The 17,194-nt window shown below is 65.7% G+C and carries 12 protein-coding genes; 7 read left to right on the top strand and 5 right to left on the bottom strand.

Features of this window, described 5'->3' with window-relative positions; translation table 11 throughout:
* Nucleotides 1–145 precede the first annotated feature (145 nt).
* The 6 genes from AB4Y43_RS15040 to AB4Y43_RS15015 all read left to right on the top strand — a co-directional run bounded on the left by AB4Y43_RS15040 (nt 146) and on the right by AB4Y43_RS15015 (nt 7,037).
* Nucleotides 146–877: a TetR/AcrR family transcriptional regulator gene (locus tag AB4Y43_RS15040; RefSeq protein WP_368728110.1), complete on the top strand. Its 732-nt coding sequence runs from the start codon at nt 146–148 to the stop codon at nt 875–877.
* Entirely contained in the window at nt 874–1,824 is a 951-nt protein-coding gene (locus AB4Y43_RS15035) for an HlyD family secretion protein (protein ID WP_368728109.1), read from the top strand. The genes AB4Y43_RS15040 and AB4Y43_RS15035 overlap by 4 nt, the downstream gene beginning before the upstream one ends.
* Nucleotides 1,821–2,774: an ABC transporter ATP-binding protein gene (locus AB4Y43_RS15030; RefSeq protein ID WP_069261404.1), complete on the top strand. Its 954-nt coding sequence runs from the start codon at nt 1,821–1,823 to the stop codon at nt 2,772–2,774. The genes AB4Y43_RS15035 and AB4Y43_RS15030 overlap by 4 nt, the downstream gene beginning before the upstream one ends.
* The gene (locus AB4Y43_RS15025; RefSeq protein ID WP_368616480.1) at nt 2,771–3,913 is read left to right on the top strand and encodes an ABC transporter permease; all 1,143 of its coding nucleotides are present in this window, start codon (nt 2,771–2,773) and stop codon (nt 3,911–3,913) included. The genes AB4Y43_RS15030 and AB4Y43_RS15025 overlap by 4 nt, the downstream gene beginning before the upstream one ends.
* Nucleotides 3,914–3,929: 16 nt before the next feature.
* Nucleotides 3,930–5,441: an efflux transporter outer membrane subunit gene (locus tag AB4Y43_RS15020; RefSeq protein WP_342946958.1), complete on the top strand. Its 1,512-nt coding sequence runs from the start codon at nt 3,930–3,932 to the stop codon at nt 5,439–5,441.
* Nucleotides 5,442–5,561: 120 nt separating this feature from the next.
* On the top strand, nt 5,562–7,037 hold the full coding sequence (locus tag AB4Y43_RS15015) for an amidase (RefSeq protein ID WP_368728108.1): 1,476 nt from the start codon (nt 5,562–5,564) through the stop codon (nt 7,035–7,037).
* Nucleotides 7,038–7,100: 63 nt separating this feature from the next.
* On the opposite strand, the gene AB4Y43_RS15010 is transcribed toward AB4Y43_RS15015, so the two are convergent.
* From AB4Y43_RS15010 to AB4Y43_RS14995, 4 genes are all read right to left on the bottom strand, one after another.
* Nucleotides 7,101–7,940 carry an ABC transporter permease gene (locus tag AB4Y43_RS15010; protein WP_069261408.1) on the bottom strand — a complete coding sequence of 280 codons (840 nt, stop codon included), beginning with the start codon at nt 7,938–7,940 and terminating at the stop codon, nt 7,101–7,103.
* A 13-nt stretch (nt 7,941–7,953) separates the two neighbouring features.
* The gene (locus AB4Y43_RS15005; protein ID WP_368616723.1) at nt 7,954–9,231 is read right to left on the bottom strand and encodes an ABC transporter permease; all 1,278 of its coding nucleotides are present in this window, start codon (nt 9,229–9,231) and stop codon (nt 7,954–7,956) included.
* A 76-nt stretch (nt 9,232–9,307) separates the two neighbouring features.
* Complete coding sequence (locus AB4Y43_RS15000; RefSeq protein WP_342918844.1) at nt 9,308–10,333, bottom strand: ABC transporter substrate-binding protein; 1,026 nt, start codon at nt 10,331–10,333, stop codon at nt 9,308–9,310.
* Between the two features lie 145 nt (nt 10,334–10,478).
* Nucleotides 10,479–11,570 carry an ABC transporter ATP-binding protein gene (locus tag AB4Y43_RS14995; RefSeq protein ID WP_368728107.1) on the bottom strand — a complete coding sequence of 364 codons (1,092 nt, stop codon included), beginning with the start codon at nt 11,568–11,570 and terminating at the stop codon, nt 10,479–10,481.
* 155 nt (nt 11,571–11,725) lie between these two features.
* Between AB4Y43_RS14995 and AB4Y43_RS14990 the strand changes: the two genes are divergently transcribed.
* The gene (locus AB4Y43_RS14990; protein WP_368728106.1) at nt 11,726–13,258 is read left to right on the top strand and encodes a PLP-dependent aminotransferase family protein; all 1,533 of its coding nucleotides are present in this window, start codon (nt 11,726–11,728) and stop codon (nt 13,256–13,258) included.
* A 39-nt stretch (nt 13,259–13,297) separates the two neighbouring features.
* Here AB4Y43_RS14990 and AB4Y43_RS14985 read toward each other — a convergent pair whose 3' ends face one another.
* A complete protein-coding gene (locus AB4Y43_RS14985) occupies nt 13,298–17,092 on the bottom strand; it encodes a DUF748 domain-containing protein (RefSeq protein ID WP_368728105.1) in 3,795 nt (1,264 codons plus the stop codon).
* Between the last annotated feature and the right edge of the window lie 102 nt (nt 17,093–17,194).

The following is a 17,194-nucleotide window of genomic DNA, read 5'->3' as shown; positions in this document are numbered from 1 at the left end:
CCTTCAGCGTGAATCTCACAGCCTGAACGACCTGGCGGCAATTGTGTATAGGAAAGTTCTGAAAGAACCCGCAAGAAACTGTCGCAGGGTTAACCCATTGCTCTCATAGTTTGAATTTAACTAACGCGTGAATTAAAGTAGAACGATGATCACCCGCACCGCTGCTGCTGCGGCCCGCCCGCGAGGCCGGCGCCCCGCCGCCGCCGACCTCGACATGCGCGAGCGGCTGCTCGCCAGCGCCACGCAACTGTTCGGCGAGCAAGGCATCGCGGCCACCACCATGGCGCAGATCGCCGAGGCCGCCGGCGTGACGTCCGCGATGGTTCACTACTACTTCACGAATCGCGAAAAGCTGCTCGACGCCGTGGTCGAGGAGCGCATCGCGCGCTCCATTGCCTTCGTGTGGGAGAGTGTGGATAGCGCTGACAGTGATCTCTCGCAAGACCCTCACGCGCTCGTGGAAGAACTAGTCGCGCGGCTCTTCGACGTCACCGCGCGCATGCCCTGGCTGCCGCCGCTCTGGCTGCGCGAAATCGTCAACGAAGGCGGCCTGCTGCGCGAGCGCATGCTCAAGCGTCTGCCCACCGAGCAGTTGCAACGTTTTGCCGCGCGCGTCAACGAGGCGCAGCGCGATGGCAGCGTCAACGCCGAACTCGAAGCTCCGCTGCTGTTCATCTCGATTCTCGCGCTCGTCATGCTGCCGCTCGCCACTTCGAAGCTCTGGCAAAGTGTGCGCGGCTTTCCGAAGATCGAGCGCGAGGCACTGCATCGGCATGTGAGCGCGCTGTTGAGCGCGGCCTTGCGGCCCGCGCCGCAGGCCACGCGTGCGCGCCGCGCGACGGGCTCGACGGGGAGCCGCAAGGGGGACGCGTCATGAAGCGCCTCATTGCCGTCATATGCACTGCGTTGCTCGTGTTAGCCGCGTGTTCCAGGCATGGACCGGCTGGCTGGCAGGGCTATGCCGAAGGCGAGTACGTCTATCTCGCTTCTTCGCAGCCGGGCACGCTCACACACCTCGAAGTGCAACGCGGGCAGACTGTCGCCGCCAATGCGGCCGCCTTCGCGCTCGACTCCGTCGAGGAAGCGGCTGCGCGCGACGAGGCGCAGCATCGGCTGACGGCCGCACAGCAGCAACTCGCCGACCTCCAGACGGGCAAGCGTCCGCCCGAAGTGCGCGTGACCGAGGCACAGCTCGCGCAGGCCGAGGCGAACGCGCGCAAGGCCGCGCTCCAGCTCACGCGCGACGAAACACAGCTTCGCGCGGGCGGTATTGCGCAGGCACAGCTCGACGATTCGCGCGCGCAGGCTGCCTCCACGGCCGCCCAGGTGCGCGAGTTGCAAAACCAGGTGCGCGTGGCGAATCTGCCGGGACGTAGCGCGCAAATCGCCGCCCAGGCCGCCGACGTCGAGGCCGCGCGCGCCTCGCTCGCACAGGCGCAGTGGCGGCTCGACCAGAAGCGCGTGAGTGTGCCGAGCGGCGGCCTCGTCTACGACACGCTATTTCGTGTAGGCGAGTGGGTGCAGGCGGGCAACCCCGTCGTGCAGATGTTGCCGCCTCAGAACGTGAAGGTGCGCTTCTTCGTGCCGGAAACGATCGTCGGATCGCTCGCGCCCGGTCGCAAGGTGAACGTGCGCTGCGACGGCTGCGCCGCCCTGGTGCCCGCCACCATCACGTGGATTTCGAACGCCGCCGAATATACGCCGCCCGTCATCTACAGCAACGAGAACCGCGCGAAGCTCGTTTTCATGATCGAGGCGCGGCCTTCCGCAGAAGACGCCGTGAAGCTGCATCCGGGCCAGCCGGTCGAGGTGACGCTTCAATGAGCACACCTGATCGATCCGCCGGCGACTACGCCATCGACGTGCGCAATCTCAACAAGCGTTTCGGCAGCAAGCATGTCGTCAACGACGTGTCGCTGCGTGTGGCGCGCGGCGAGATCTTCGGCTTTCTCGGCCCGAACGGCAGCGGCAAAACCACGTCGATCCGGCTCATGTGCGGGCTGCTCACGCCCGACTCGGGTTCGGGCACCTGCCTTGGCTACGACATCCTGCGCGAGAGCGCGCAGATCAAGCGTCACGTCGGCTACATGACGCAGCGATTCTCGTACTGGGAAGACCTGACGATCCGCGAGAACCTCGACTTCGTCGCGCGCATCTACGAGATGCCGAACCGGCGCGAAGCCGTCGACCGCGCGCTCGAATCGCTCGGGCTCGCCAGCCGCGCGAGCCAGCTCACGGGTGCGCTTTCGGGCGGCTGGAAGCAGCGGCTCGCGCTCGCGGCCTGCATGCTGCACGAGCCCGAATTGCTGCTGCTCGACGAACCGACAGCGGGCGTCGATCCCACCGCACGCCGCGACTTCTGGGAGGAGTTGCACCGGCTCGCCGCGCGGGGCATTTCGGTGCTCGTGAGCACGCATTACATGGACGAAGCCGAGCGCTGCCACAAGCTCGCCTATATCGCCTACGGCAAGCTGCTCACGCAAGGCACCGCGGCCGAGGTGATCGCTGAACAGAACCTCGAAACGTGGGCGATTCATGGCGAGCGGCTCAGCGCACTCGCCGCGCAGTTGCGCGACGCGCCGGGAATCGACCAGACGGTGGTGTTCGGCTCCGCGCTGCATGCGAGCGGACGCGATCACGCAGCGCTCGCCAAGGCGGTCGAGCGTGCCGTAGAAGGCCAGCCGCTGCGCGCGGAACGCATCGACACTGGTCTCGAAGATGTCTTCATCTACCTGATGAGCCATGCTCAGGACAATTACGGGGTCACGTCGTGAGCGCCTCGTTCCCGTTTTCCGTGGCGCGCTGGTGGAGCATCGTGCTCAAGGAGTTCCTGCAGCTCAAGCGCGACCGCATCACGTTCGCGATGATCGTGGGCCTGCCGATCATTCAGCTCACGCTGTTCGGCTATGCAATCAACACCGACCCCAAGCACCTGCCCACGGCCATCGTCGTGCGCGAAGACAGCGTGTTCGCGCGCAGCTTCGTCGCGGGCATGCGTAACTCCGCCTATTTCGACGTGATCGAAACGCTGCCTGACGATGCCTCGGCGCGTCATGCGCTCGCGCGCGGCACGGTGCAGTTCGTGCTCAGCATTCCTGTCGATTTCTCGCGGCGCCTGCTGCGCGGCGAGCGCCCTTCGCTGCTCGTCGAAGCCGACGCGAGCGATCCCACCGCCATCACCACCGCGCTCGCGGCGCTGCCCGGGCTTGTCGCGCCGGTGGCCGCGAAGGACCTCACCGGCCCGCTCGCGCATCTGAACGGCACCCCCGCCGCGTTCGACGTGCAGGTGCACCGGCTCTACAACCCCGAGGGCATCACGCAATACAACGTCGTGCCCGGGCTCATGGGCGTGATCCTCACGATGACAATGGTGATGATGACGGGTCTCGCCATCACGCGAGAGCGCGAGCGCGGCACGATGGAGAACCTGCTCGCGACGCCTGTGCTGCCCATCGAGGTGATGACGGGCAAGATCATTCCGTACGTGGCGATCGGGCTGATCCAGGCGACCATCATTGTGCTCGCCGCGCGCTACGTCTTTCACGTGCCGTTCGCGGGCGGTCTCGTCACGCTCTATCTTTCGGCGCTGCTGTTCATTGCCGCGAATCTCACGGTGGGCATCACGCTGTCGTCGCTCGCGCAAAACCAGTTGCAGGCCATGCAGCTGACGATGTTCTATTTCCTGCCGAGCCTGCTGCTCTCCGGCTTCATGTTCCCGTTCGGCGGCATGCCGCGCTGGGCGCAATGGCTCGGCAATCTGCTGCCGCTCACGTATTTCAACCGGCTCGTGCGCGGCATCCTGCTCAAGGGCAACGGCTGGACCGACTTGTGGCCGGCGGTCTGGCCGCTCGCCGTCTTTACGGTCGCGGTCATGGCGATCGCCGTGCGCTTTTACCGGCGCACGCTCGACTAGCGCGAGGCACACGACCATGACGCGCGACGCCACCGTTGCCCTCCTGCTTGTGCTCATGCTCGCGGGCTGCACCGTGGGCCCCGATTTCCACCCGCCTGCCGCGCCCGATGCCACGGGCTGGACGCGCGAGCCCGTGCCGGCATCCACCGCCAGCGCCACCGGCCCCGGCGGCGGCGCGCAGACCTTCACGGCCGCGGAACACGCCTCAAACGATTGGTGGAAACAATATGGCAGCGCGCAGTTGAATGAACTCGTCGATCAGGCCTTGCGCGCGAGTCCCACGCTCGACTCGGCGCGCGCCAGGCTCGTGGAGGCGCGCGAAAACTACAACGCGCAGGCAGGCGCGACGAACTTTCCCTCTGTCGATCTGAAACTTTCCGGCACGCGCCAGAAAGTCGATCTCGCCGCTTTCGGCATTACGCAAGTGCCGAATCCGCCGCCCTTTACGCTCTACAACGCTTCGGTCAGCGTCTCGTACGTATTCGACTTGTTCGGCGCCAACCGTCGCGCGCTGGAATCCACGTTCGCGCAGGTCGATTATCAGGCGTACGAAATGGAGGCGGCGCGACTTTCGGTGGCCGCCAACGTGGTGTCCACCGCCATCCGCCGCGCATCGCTGCAACGCCAGATCGATCTCACCACGCAACTCGCGCAGACGCAGGCGCGCCAGCTCGCGATCATGCAGGCACGCTACGCGGCCGGCGGCGTCGCGCAGATCGACCTGCGCAGCCAGCGCACCCTGCTCGCGCAAACGCGCGCCTCGCTGCCGCCGCTCGAAACGCAGCGCGCGGCTGCCGAGCATCAACTCGCCACCCTGCTGGGCGTCGCGCCCGCGCAGTTCGCCGCGCCGCTCGATGCCCTTTCTCTCGATACGCTGCATCTGCCCGATACGGTTTCGCTCACTGTGCCTTCCACGCTGGCCCGCGAGCGTCCCGACATACGCGCCGCCGAGGCGCTGCTGCACCAGGCCGGCGCGAACGTGGGCGTAGCGACGGCGAATCTTTTTCCGCAGATCTCGCTCTCGGCAAGTATCGGGTCGGAGCGCACGCGTATCGAGGACGTCATCAGCGGGCTGAACATCTGGAACGTCGGGCTCGGCCTCACGCAGCCGCTGTTCCATGGCGGCGAATTGCGCGCGAAGAAACGCGCGTCAGAAGCCGCCTATGAAGCCGCTTTCGCCGACTATCGGCAGACCGTTCTGCAGGCGCTGCAGCAGGTCGCCGACTCGCTGCAGGCGCTCCAGAACGATGCGACCGAACTGCAGGCGCGCGACGACGCCGCTCGCGAGGCCCAGGCCAACGCGGCGATCGCACAAACGCGCTACAACGCAGGCGGCGTGAGCGAGTTTTCGCTGATCGATGCGCAACGCCAGGCACTCCAGACCACGCTCGACCGCTCGCGCGTTCATGCGGATCGCCTGACCGACACCGCGGCGCTCTATCAAGCCCTCGGTGGCGCCCCGCTCCCCGGCACCGCGCCGCCAGGGCAAGGCAACGACACATCGGCGCCTGCCGCGACCGTCCGGTAACCTGGCCGCCCCACGCGGCAACCATCAACCCGCGGCGGCAACCATTCGTTTCCTTTCGCTTGCACCGCGCCTGCGCGACAATGACCCTCTCCCTGCTCCATCCGCAAACGAGAGACACGTATGAACCAGGCATCGCTGTCCCCCGCAAGTCTGTCCCCCAACGACCTCGTCGCGGCCGACGCGCTTGAGCTTTCGGAATGGATACGCCTGCGCAAGGTGTCCTGCCGCGAAGTGATGACGGCGTTTCTCGACCATATCGAGCGCGTGAATACGCCGGCGAACGCCATCGTCTCGCTACGCGAGCGCACCACATTGCTCGCTGAAGCAGGCGAACGCGACGCCCAGCTCGCGCGAGGCGAGTACCTTGGCTGGATGCACGGCATGCCGCAAGCGCCGAAGGATCTCACGCCTACGGCCGGCATCCCGTACACGCAAGGCTCGCCGTTGTTCCGCAACGAAGTGCCCGCAGCGGATTCCCTGATGGCCGCGCGCATGCGCGCACAGGGCGCAATTTTCATCGGCAAGACGAATACGCCGGAGTTCGGCCTGGGCTCGAACACCTACAACACGGTCTTCGGTACCACGCGCAACGCTTACGATCCCACGCGCAGCGCGGGCGGCAGCAGCGGCGGCACGGCCGTGGCGTTGGCGCTGCGCATGCTCCCCGTGGCGGACGGCAGCGACATGATGGGGTCGCTGCGCAATCCCGCGGGCTGGAATAACGTGTTCGGCTTTCGTCCGTCGCAGGGCCGCGTGCCCTCCGTGCCGGCGCACGAGCTGTTCTTCCACCAGCTCGGCTACGCGGGACCGATGGCCCGCAATGTGCCCGACCTCGCGATGCTGCTTTCTACCCAGGCGGGCTACGACGCGCGCGCGCCGCTTTCCATTGCCGAAGATCCCGCGCAGTTCGCGGGCTCGCTCGAGCGCGACTTTGGTTGCGCGCGCATCGGTTGGCTCGGCGATTACGACGGCTATCTGCCCATGGAAGACGGCGTGCTCGCACTCTGCGAAACGGCGCTCAAGGACTTCGAGTCGATAGGCTGCAAGGTCGAAGCCGCCCGCCCCGACTTCGCCATGGAGCGCGTGTGGCAGACGTGGCTCACGCTGCGCCATTTCTCGTGCGCGGGCACGCTGGGCGCGCTCTATCGCGACCCGGAAAAGCGCGCGCTGCTCAAGCCGGAAGCGCAATGGGAAGTGGAAGGCGGCCTGAAGCTCTCGGGCGAAGACGTGTGGAACGCCTCGGTCACGCGCAGCCAGTGGTACAACGCGCTGCTCGCGCTGTTCGAGCGTTACGACTATCTCGTGCTGCCCAGCGCCCAACTCTTCCCGTTCGACGCGAGCGAGCATTGGCCGAAGTCGATCGTGGGCCGCACGATGGATACCTATCACCGCTGGATGGAAGTCGTAATCGGCGGCAGTCTCGCGGGGCTGCCTGTCATCAGCGTGCCTGCGGGCTTCAATGCGCAAGGCCTGCCGATGGGGCTGCAGGTGATCGGCAAGCCGCAGGCGGACCTCTCGGTGCTGCAACTCGCCCACGCGTACGATCAGGCCACGCAGTGGGTCAAGCGGCGTGTGCCGCCGCTGCTGCAGGCGTAGTGCGCAGAGGCAAAAAAAGGCAGCGCCACGGCGCTGCCTTTTTTTCATCGACATCTCAAGCCATCACGCCTTCACCGCGCGCGCTGCATTCCTGCCGCGCAGCCATTCGAGCGCGAGCAGCAGACACGTGGAGAACACGATCAGGATCGTGGCAAGCGCAGCGATCGTCGGGCTGATGTTCTCGCGGATGCCCGTGAACATCTGACGCGGCAAGGTGGTCTGGTCGGCGCCCGCGAGGAAGAGCGTCACGACGACTTCGTCGAACGACGTGGCGAACGCGAACAGCGCGCCCGAAATCACGCCCGGCGCGATGACGGGCAGCGTGATGCGGAAGAACGTCGTGACCGGATTGGCCCCGAGCGAAAGGCTCGCACGCACGAGATTGTGATTGAACCCCTGCAGCGTTGCCGCCACCGTCGTCACGACGAACGGCACGCCCAGCGACGCGTGCGCGAGGATCAGGCCGAGATACGTATTGGCGAGGCCGAGCGGCGCGAAGAACAGATACATGCCCACGCCCACCACCACCACGGGCACGATCATCGGCGAAATGAGCACGGCCATGAGCAGTGTCTTGCCGCGGAAATCGGCCTTGGTGATGCCGATGGCCGCGAGTGTGCCGAGCACGGTCGCCACGACTGTGGCGGCGGGGCCCACGATGAAGCTGTTTTTCGCGGCCATGCGCCATTCGTCGGACATCACGAGGTTTTCATACCAGCGCAGCGACCAGCCCGGAATCGGGTAGACGAGGAACGTGCTCGACGAAAACGACAGCGGCACGATCGCGAGCACGGGCAGGATCAGATACAGCAGCGTGAGCACGACGAGCGCGCGCAGCGCGAAGTACCACACGCGTTCGACGGCCGACGTATGCGGCGCAAACAGCGGCTTGGCAAATTTCATGATCGCGCCTCCCTTAGCCAAGGCTCAGTTGCGTGCGCGTGAAGCGCCCGTAGACGAAATAGAGCACCGTGGTCGCCGCGAGCAGCAGCGCGCCGAGCGCGCAGGCCATGCCCCAGTTGATCGACACGTTGGTGAAGTACGCCACGTAGTAGCTGACCATCTGGTCGCCCGGGCCGCCGAGCAGCGCCGGCGTGATGTAGTAGCCGATCGAGAGAATGAACACGAGCAGCACGCCCGCGCCCACGCCGGGGTACGTCTGCGGCACATACACGCGCCAGAAGGCCGCGAACGGATGGCTGCCGAGCGACACGGCCGCGCGCTGGTAAGTCGGCGGAATCGACTTCATCACGCTGTAGAGCGGCAGCACCATGAACGGCAGCAGGATGTGCGTCATCGAAATGTAGACGCCCACGCGGTTGAACAGCAGCGCGAGCGGATGCGAGATGAGGCCCGAGCCCATCAGCGCCTTGTTGACGAGGCCCTCGCCCTGCAAGATCACGATCCACGCCGCCACGCGCACGAGAATCGACGTCCAGAACGGAATCAGCACGAGGATCATCACGAGATTCGCGCGGCGCTCGGAGAGCGTCGAGATCCAGTAAGCGAGCGGGTAACCGAGCAGCAGCGCGAACACCGTGACGAACACGCTGATGACGAAGGTGCGCGCGAACACGTCGAGATAGATCTGCTGCTCGGGATCGGCGGCCACGATGCGGCCGAACGCATCCTGACGATGATCGAGCGAGGCGAGCAGATAGAACGGCGAGATGCGCGAGCTGTTCTTCGCAATGGCTTGCCAGTAGGTCACGTCGCCCCAGCGGTCGTCGAGCTCGACAATTTTGGCGCGCGTTTGCGCGGGAGTGAGCGTAAGCGGTTTGCCGTCGTCGTCGGCGAGCGGCATGGCGCGCGCCGTCTTCGCGACGAGCGAGCGGAAGCCCGCGATTTCCACGTTCAGGCGGCGCGCCAGCGCGCCCATCGCATCACCTTCCTTTACGACGGTGAGGTCCTGCGCAAGCGCAGCGTAAGCCGCGTCGGGTGGCGCGCTCTTGCGGTCCCAGCCGCGCAGCGCCGCGATGGTATGCGGCAGCGCTGTCGCCACTTCGGGGTTCTGCACCGCACGCGTGAGCAGTGCCGCGATCGGCACCACGAAAATCAGCAGCAGAAAGATCGCGAGCGGCGCGATCAGCATGAGCGCCATCGTGCGCTTCTTCGCTTGCGCCACGCGCAGTTCGCGCTTCAGCCGCGCGGTCTCCTCGCGTGCCGCGCCGGCAACGTTGGTCACGGTCGTCATCGTAGTCACACCTGGTCTCCCCCTGCCATGCTACAAAACGCTCCGGCGCTCGCACGCCGGAGCGTCTAGCCCACCCTTACTTCGCGGCCCACGAGGAGAAACGCTGCTCCAGTTCGTCGCCGTGGTCGGTCCAGAACGTGAGGTTCTCCTGGATGGCGTTCTTGCCGTTGGCCGGCGAATTCGGCAGGTTGGCGAGCGTCTTCGCATCGAGCGCCTTGATCGCGTTCGCGTTCACCGGGCCATACGCGATGTGCTGCGCATACTCCTGCTGCGGTTTCGGCGAAAGCGTGTAAGCGATGTACTGCTCGGCCAGCGCCTTGTTCGGCGCGCCCTTCGGGATCGCCCAGTAGTCGAGGTCGTAGATGCTGCCGGTCCACACTACCTTGAGGTTCTTGCCTTCGCGCTGCGCGGCGTCGATACGGCCGTTGTACGCCGTGGACATCACCACGTCGCCCGCGACCAGGAACTGCGGCGGCTGCGCGCCGGCTTCCCACCACTGGATGTTCGGCTTCAGCTCATCGAGCTTCTTGAACGCGCGGTCCTGACCGGCCTTCGTCGAGAGCACCTTGTAGACGTCCTGCGGCGCCACGCCGTCGGCCATCAGGGCGAATTCCATGTTGTACCGTGCGCCCTTGCGCATGCCGCGCTTGCCCGGGAATTTCTTCACGTCCCAGAAGTCGGCCCAGTTCGTGGGCGCGGTCTTGAGCTTGTCGGCGTTATAGGCGAGTGCCGTGGACCACACGAAGAAGCCTGCGCCGCAGGGCTGCTGCGCGGCCTTCATGAAGTCGCCCTTGTTGCCGAGCTTGGCCCAGTCGAGCTTCTCGTAGAGACCTTCGTCGCAACCGCGCGCGATGTCGCCGGTTTCGACTTCCACCACGTCCCAGTCCACGTGCTTCGCGTCGACCATGGCCTTCACCTTGGCCTGCTCGCCGTTGTACTCGACGGCGGTGATCTTGTTGCCCGTCTGCGACTGGAACGGCTCGTTGAACGCCGCCTTCTGCGCATTGCCATTGGCGCCGCCAAAGTTCACGACGGTCAGCTCCGCGGCATTCGCCACGCCGAACGAGAGTGCGAGCGCGGCCGCGACCGCTGCAACGCGCATGTTGCCGATCTGCTTCATGGTTGAGTCCCTTCTCCTTGGTGGTTTGTCTTGCCGGGCCCTTCGATGCGAGAAACGTGGCCCGATCGTCGAGACGCCTGCTTCGCGAGGCGACGGCGCGCGAGATTGCGCGCCGCGCCCGCACGCCTCAAGCGAACACGCGCAGATGCTCCGGCGCGAATTCGAGTGCGACCGGCTGACCGGGCGCGAAACCGTCGAGCGCCTCGGTGCCGAGCGGCACCTTCACGAAGCACTCGTCCTGCTGGGGCAAGCCACAGCGCATGCGCACGTGGTCGCCGAAATAGATCAGGCCGCGCGCTTCGCCCGCCAGCGCGTTCGCACCGTTACCCCTCGATCTGTTCGCGAGCTTCATGCGCTCGGGGCGAATGCAGGCGATGGCTGAGGCGCCCGCCTGCGCACCCGCCACATTGCGGCCCTTCAGGCGCGTGCCGTCGGCGAGATGCATTTCGCAGTACTCGCCATCCACGGCGGCAATGGTGCCGCGCAGCCGGTTGCTGTCGCCGATGAAGTTCGCCACGAACTCGTTGCACGGCGACTCGTAGAGCCGGTCCACGCTGTCAAGCTGCTGCACGAGGCCCTTGTCGAACACCGCCACGCGGTCCGACATCGTGAGCGCCTCGCCCTGATCGTGCGTGACGTAGACGAATGTGACGCCAAGCTTCTCGTGCAGCGACTTCAGTTCGTACTGCATATGTTCACGCAACTGCTTGTCGAGCGCGCCGAGCGGTTCGTCCATCAGCACGAGCTTGGGCTGGAAGACGAGCGCGCGGGCAAGCGCGATGCGCTGCTGCTGGCCGCCCGAGAGCTGCGCGGGATAGCGCCTGGCGAAACCTTCCATGCGCACCATCTTGAGCGCGTCGTTCACGCGCTGCGCCCGCTCGGCGGTCGGCACCTTGCGCACGCCCAGCGGATAGGCCACGTTCTGCTCGACCGTGAGATGCGGGAAGAGCGCGTAGTTCTGGAACACCATGCCGATGTCGCGCTTGTGCGGCGGCACGTTGTTGAGCAGTTTGCCTTCGAGACGGATCTCGCCGCCGGTGGGAAACTCGAAGCCGGCGAGCATCATCAGGCAGGTGGTCTTGCCGGAGCCGGACGGCCCGAGCAGCGTCAGAAACTCTCCCTGGTAGATATCAAGGTCAAGTTGTTTGACGACCAGTGTTTCGCCGTCGTAGGTCTTGCGCACGCCGCGAAAGCTGACGATCACATCCGAGGTCTTCATTCGCCCTGTCTCCTTTGCTTGCTCTTTTCCCGGCCGGCCTTCTGACGCGATTAAATAAATACGTCACAGGCATTAACCGAACCTGACGTGCGAATTACTATAGATGGTCCCGGCTCTATTCAATGGAGCCATTTCATTATTATCGATGGAACCACTTGGCCATGGTCATCCTGTCCGAATGGCTCGCTGCGCAACTCGACAAGGAAAGCGCCGAGCCCGCCTACCGTCAGCTGCTCCAGCTCATGCAGCAGGCCATCCTGACGGGTCGGCTCGCGCCCGGCACCAAGCTGCCCAGCTCGCGCACGCTCGCGGTCGACCTCGGCGTGGCGCGCAACACCGTGCTGCACGTCTACGACCAGCTGAGCGCCGAGGGCTACGTGATCTCGACCACGGGCAGCGGCACCTATGTCGCCGACACGCGCCCCGACTCGGCCGCCGTGAGCACGCCGACGCCAGCGGCCGCCCCCGCCGACGAGGACGACGAGGAGAACGGCGCCTCCCCGCGCGGCGACATGTCGATGCGCGGCCAACGGCTCATCGACGAGGCGGGCGTGTCCGCCAGGCAGTGGGGCGCCTTCATGCCGGGCGTGCCCGACGTGGCCGAGTTTCCGGCGCGCACGTGGAGCCGCCTGCAGGCCCGCCTGTGGAAATCGGCGAATCATGGTTTGCTTACCTACGCTCCCGGCGGCGGCTACCGTCCGCTGCGGCGCGCGCTTTCGGACTACCTGCGCGTGGCACGCTCGGTGCGCTGCACGCCGGACCAGATCATCATCACTACGGGTATTCACCAATCCATCGATCTCGCCGTGAGGCTGCTCGCCGACCACGGCGACACGGCGTGGGTCGAAGAACCGTGCTACTGGGGCGCGCGCAGTGTGTTGCAGTCCTCGGGATTGAAGCTCGCACCGATTCCCGTCGACGACGAAGGGCTCAATCCGCGTGAGCAGGACCTGCGCGACCCGCCACGCATCGCGCTCGTCACGCCTTCGCATCAATATCCGCTCGGCATGGTCATGAGCCTCGCGCGCCGCCGCACGCTGCTCGAATACGCGCGCCAGCACAAGGTGTGGATCATCGAGGACGACTACGACAGCGAGTTCCGCTACGGCAGCCGGCCGCTCGCCTCGTTGCAGGGTCTCGACGAATCGGACCGCGTGATCTACGTGGGCAGCCTTGGCAAGCTGCTGTTTCCCGGCCTGCGCATCGGCTACATGGTCGTGCCCGAGCGGCTCGCCGCCACATTCCGCACGGGCGTGGCGGAGCTGTATCGCGAAGGCCAGCTCATGCAGCAGGCCGTGCTCGCCGAGTTCATCATGGATGGCTATCTCACTTCGCACGTGCGCCGCATGCGCACGCTCTATGGCGAGCGGCGCCAGTTGCTGATCGACGCGGTCACGCGCCACTTCGGCGATGCGCTGCCCGTTATGGGCGACGAAGCGGGCCTGCACTTCGTGCTCGGCCTGCCCGACCATGCCGACGACCGCGCCGTCGCTGCGGCCGCCTACGACGCAGGCGTGATCGTGCGGCCGCTTGCGGCCTACTATAGCGTGCGCCAGGACCGCAAAGGATTGCTAACGGGCTATGCGTGCGTGCCGCACGAGGAGATCGCGCCGGCCTTTGCGACGCTCGCGCAGGTCATCGAAGAACACGCGTTCGCGAGCCCGAAAAAGCTGCAGCGCGCCGGTTAGACCGAAACGCGCCGCTGCATCGAATCACCAAACCACGGCTTATTTCAGCCCGAAATCCACCCGCGTCGTCGCGCCCTTGTCGTCGATGCCCTTGGCGTCCAGCTTCGGCGCCACGATGAACACGCGGCTCGGATCGACCTTGCCTTCGAAGTACTGCTGCACCGCCTGCGCACGATCCTGAGCGAGATTGCGCAAGGTGGCGTCGTCAACGGGTGCGTGGTCGGCCAGCGCCTGCTTCATGTCGTCCACGGGCAGCGTCTTCGTGAGGCCGATCATGTTGTGCGGCTTCTTGAAGTCCGCATCCTTATAGGCCTTGGCGAGGTACTTCTCGTACTCCTTGTCGTCCACCTTGACCTGCGAGGTATCGACGCTCTCGCCGTTGCCCACCGTGTCCTTCACCTTCTGGAGCCGCACGAGGCGATCCACGTATTGCTCGCGCAGTGCGGGCGTGTCCACGGCCGGATCGACGCGGCCGATCAGATCGATCTTGATCGAAGGCTTGTCGTCGAGCGCCTTCACGATCGTGTCGAGCTTCTTCTGGTCGGCATCGGTGAGCGTTGCCGTGCCGGCCGCGAACTCGACATAGCCCAGGTCTTCGCCGCCACCCCCGAACGCATTGGCGAGCAGCGTGAACGGCGCGGTCACCGCCTTCGCGATGAGGTTGAGCACCGCCTTCCAGATCAGGCCGCCCAGGCTGAACTCAGGGTTGGAGAGCGAGCCTGACACCGGGATGTTCACATCGATTTCGCCCCTGCGGTTCTTGAGCAGCGAAATCGCGAGCCGCACCGGCAGCTTGGTGGCCGTGTCGTTGTCGATGTGATCGCCGAACGTGAGCTGGTCGATGAAGATATGGTTGTTCGCCGTGAGCTCGTCGTTCGCGAGCTGGTAGTGCAGATCGACGTTGAGCTTACCCTTCGTGATCGGGTAGCCCGCGTACTTCGCCGAATACGGCGTGAGGTTCGTGAGCTCGATATCGTGCGCGCTGGCCGTGAGGTCGAGCGACGGCTTGTCGATGAGCGGATTCACCGTGCCCTTGATCGAGAGCGGACCGTTCGCCGCGAGCTTCGCGGAGACATCCACGGGCGCAGGCGTGGTCGACTGCGTGCCGAACGCGCCCACCGTGCCGTGGATCTGCACGAGATCGGCGGAGTAGTTCGGCTTGATAAAGTTGTCGGTATAGTTCACGCGGCCGTCCTGCAGCACGAGCTCACCGAAGTGCAGGCGCACGGGGTTCTTCGGCGGCTGCGCGGCCACGACCGTTGCCGGCGCGGAGGCCGACGCCGGTGCGGAAGCCGTCTGCACGGGCGCGCTCGCCGCCTGCGGCGTGAGCGGCACCGGCTCGCGCTCGCCAGGCTTGCCGCTCTTGTCCTGCGTGAGCGACTGGGCGGCGCCCGTTTGATGCGCGACTACGTCCTTGAGATTGAGCTTGCCTTGCGCGTCGAGCAGCACGCGGCCATAGAAGCCTGCGAACGTCACGCGGCTCGCGTCCACGTCGGTGCCGCGCGCGTCGTCGTAGTTCGCCTTCAGGTTCGTGAGCGCGAGCGAGCGCCAGCCCGCGAACGGGCCGGATGTGGCCTTGTCGAGCATGCGCACGTCCACGAGCGCCGCATCGCCGCGATAGTTCGCCTTGAGCGCCTTGCCCTGCTCCACAGAAAGTTGCCCGTTCATGTTGAGCAGCGCGCTCGCGATCACCGCGTTGAGCTGATTGCCGAAATAAGGCTCGAACGCGGCGGCGTCGAGCCGGTTCGCGTCGATTTTCAGCTGCGCCGTGAGCGGCGTCGGGTTGATCTTGCCGCTCAGCGCGAGTGTGCCCTTACGGTTGACGGTCGCCTTCAGGTCGATCGGCAGCGGGTGCCTCAGGTCGTCGCTGATCTGCTGGATCTTCAGGTCGAACGGCGTGATGGCGAGCTTTACCGGCCGCGGCGTCGAATTGTCCGTAAAGTTGATCGTGCCGTTGTTCAGCGTGAAAGCGTCGATCGTGTAGCGCCAGGCCGGCCCTTCCTGCACCGACTTCTGCGCGGCGCGAATCGCCGTGCGCTCGGGCACCGCCTGCTGCGTGGAGGCGAGTTGCGCCAGGTCGACCTTGCCGTCCTTCTGGCGCTCGGCGTTCACCACGAGGCCGGTCACGTCGACCGATGCAATCTGCGCCTTGCGCGCATTGAGGTCGATACCGCTTACCTGCACCGTGCCGCGGTCGAGCGCGATCGCAGGCACCTTCGCCCCGCGCGCCGCGAGCTTGAGCGATTCGAGGCCGAGTGTGCTCTGGCCGACCTGCACGACGGCAGGCTGCTGCGCCCAGTCGGCCTTGAGCGTGGACGTGAGATTGAGCCTGCCGTCCAGAATCTGCGCGCTGCTGAGGTTGTCGATATACGGCTGCGCTTGCGGCAGACCCACGCGCTCGAGCGCGATGTTGGCTTCGGCGTTCTTGCCCGCGAGGCTCACCGTGCCCGACGCCTTGATCGTGCCGCCGTCGGTCGCATTCGTCGCAAACGTGAACGGCGCGCCGGCTTTGTCAGTCGTCGAGAAGTTCGTAAGCGTGGTGGAAAGCTGCGTGAGTTCGACGTTCACCGGCCGCGCGGGCAGATCGTCGGCAATGTGCACGGTGCCGTTCGTGAGCGCGAACTGGCGGATCGAGACATCGAGCGGCGCGGGCTTCGCTTCCTCGGGCGCCGCCTGCGCGCTCTGGGCACCCGAGGCGCCCGAGGCCGGCGCGGCGCTCGCGGCCTTGTTCGCGGCCTCGTTCGCGGCCGGCGCGTTTTGCGCGGCCGGCGCGCCCATCAGCTTCTCGATGCTCAGCACGCCTTGCTTGTCACGTGCGACCCACACGGTGGGCGCGTCGAGATGGATGTCGTCGAAACGATAGACGTTGCTGAACGGTTCGAGCGAGGCCGCCGCCACGTGCAGACTGCGCGCGCCGAAGAACGGCGCATTGGCGTTGTCGGTCGAGTCGAAGTCGTTCAGGTCGGTCGTGCCCGCCACACGCAGCGTGGGCTTCTCGCCCGACATCACGAAATCGAGCTTGAGGTTGGTCGAGAGCTTGCCGCTCTTCACTGTGACAGGCAGCTTCGTCGGCGCGTAGGTGAGGAGCTTCGGCACGTCGAGGTCGGTCAGGCGCAGCTCCACTTCCGACTCGCGTGTCGCGGAAAAGGGCTTGGTCCTGCCGTCGATGGCGAGCGTGCTCGCCCCGTCGATGCGCGCGCGCAGCATCGGCTGAACGAAGATATCGGTCTTGGAAGGCAGCGTGGCGATGAACGGAATGCCGAGCGACCAGCGGTCGATCACGTGCTTTTCGTTGAGCAGGCGATCGTCGAAGGTGATCTGGCCGTTCTCGATGCGGATGTTTGAAACCGAAAACTGCGTCGGCTTGCTGCCGGCCTTCGTGGGCGTCGAGAACTTCTCGATGAGGTCCGAGAAGTTGAAGTGCTGCGCGTCGAGCCGCACGATCGTGGCGCGCGGCGAGTCGAGCCGCAGTTCGTCGACGATGGGTGCCGCGCGAAAGATCGACGACCACGACGCCTGCACGACGGCGCGCGAGACATCGAAGAAGTCGCCGTTGCCGCCGCGCTCGCCGATATGCACACGGTCCGCTTCGAGGCGCAGCGTGTACGGATTGAGCGCGATGCGGCCGATCGTGACGGGCCGGTCGAGCTGCTTGCTCAACTGCTGCTCGGCAACATGGCGAATGATCGGCGGCGCGGCAAAGAAGCCGACCAGACCGAACACAATCAGAAAGATGACGACACCCGTGAGGATGTGCCGGGTGCGGGGCGCACGCGCGACCGCGCGCACCGACTGCAAGGAAGAGTTGAGCGACGCTTTGTTGAGGCTTGCCATGCTTGCTTGCGGATGAGGCGGCAACAGGCCCGCCGCGGGATGTGGGTCTGATGTCGGAAATCCGGGGATGCCGACAGCCGGAAGTATAGGTCCGATAGAAGA

The sequence above is a fragment of the Paraburkholderia sp. BR10872 genome (assembly GCF_040965835.1).
Lineage (GTDB): Bacteria > Pseudomonadota > Gammaproteobacteria > Burkholderiales > Burkholderiaceae > Paraburkholderia > Paraburkholderia nodosa_A.
This window is presented reverse-complemented; position numbering and strand designations above follow the sequence as displayed.

Excerpts from the sequence above, each read along its gene's own strand:
- AB4Y43_RS15040 (WP_368728110.1), top strand. The coding sequence starts at position 146 with ATGATCACCCGCACCGCTGCTGCTGCGGCCCGCCCGCGAGGCCGGCGC.
- AB4Y43_RS15035 (WP_368728109.1), top strand. The coding sequence starts at position 874 with ATGAAGCGCCTCATTGCCGTCATATGCACTGCGTTGCTCGTGTTAGCC.
- AB4Y43_RS15030 (WP_069261404.1), top strand. The coding sequence starts at position 1,821 with ATGAGCACACCTGATCGATCCGCCGGCGACTACGCCATCGACGTGCGC.
- AB4Y43_RS15020 (WP_342946958.1), top strand. The coding sequence starts at position 3,930 with ATGACGCGCGACGCCACCGTTGCCCTCCTGCTTGTGCTCATGCTCGCG.
- AB4Y43_RS15015 (WP_368728108.1), top strand. The coding sequence starts at position 5,562 with ATGAACCAGGCATCGCTGTCCCCCGCAAGTCTGTCCCCCAACGACCTC.
- AB4Y43_RS15010 (WP_069261408.1), bottom strand. The coding sequence starts at position 7,940 with ATGAAATTTGCCAAGCCGCTGTTTGCGCCGCATACGTCGGCCGTCGAA.
- AB4Y43_RS15005 (WP_368616723.1), bottom strand. The coding sequence starts at position 9,231 with ATGACGACCGTGACCAACGTTGCCGGCGCGGCACGCGAGGAGACCGCG.
- AB4Y43_RS15000 (WP_342918844.1), bottom strand. The coding sequence starts at position 10,333 with ATGCGCGTTGCAGCGGTCGCGGCCGCGCTCGCACTCTCGTTCGGCGTG.
- AB4Y43_RS14995 (WP_368728107.1), bottom strand. The coding sequence starts at position 11,570 with ATGAAGACCTCGGATGTGATCGTCAGCTTTCGCGGCGTGCGCAAGACC.
- AB4Y43_RS14985 (WP_368728105.1), bottom strand. The coding sequence starts at position 17,092 with ATGGCAAGCCTCAACAAAGCGTCGCTCAACTCTTCCTTGCAGTCGGTG.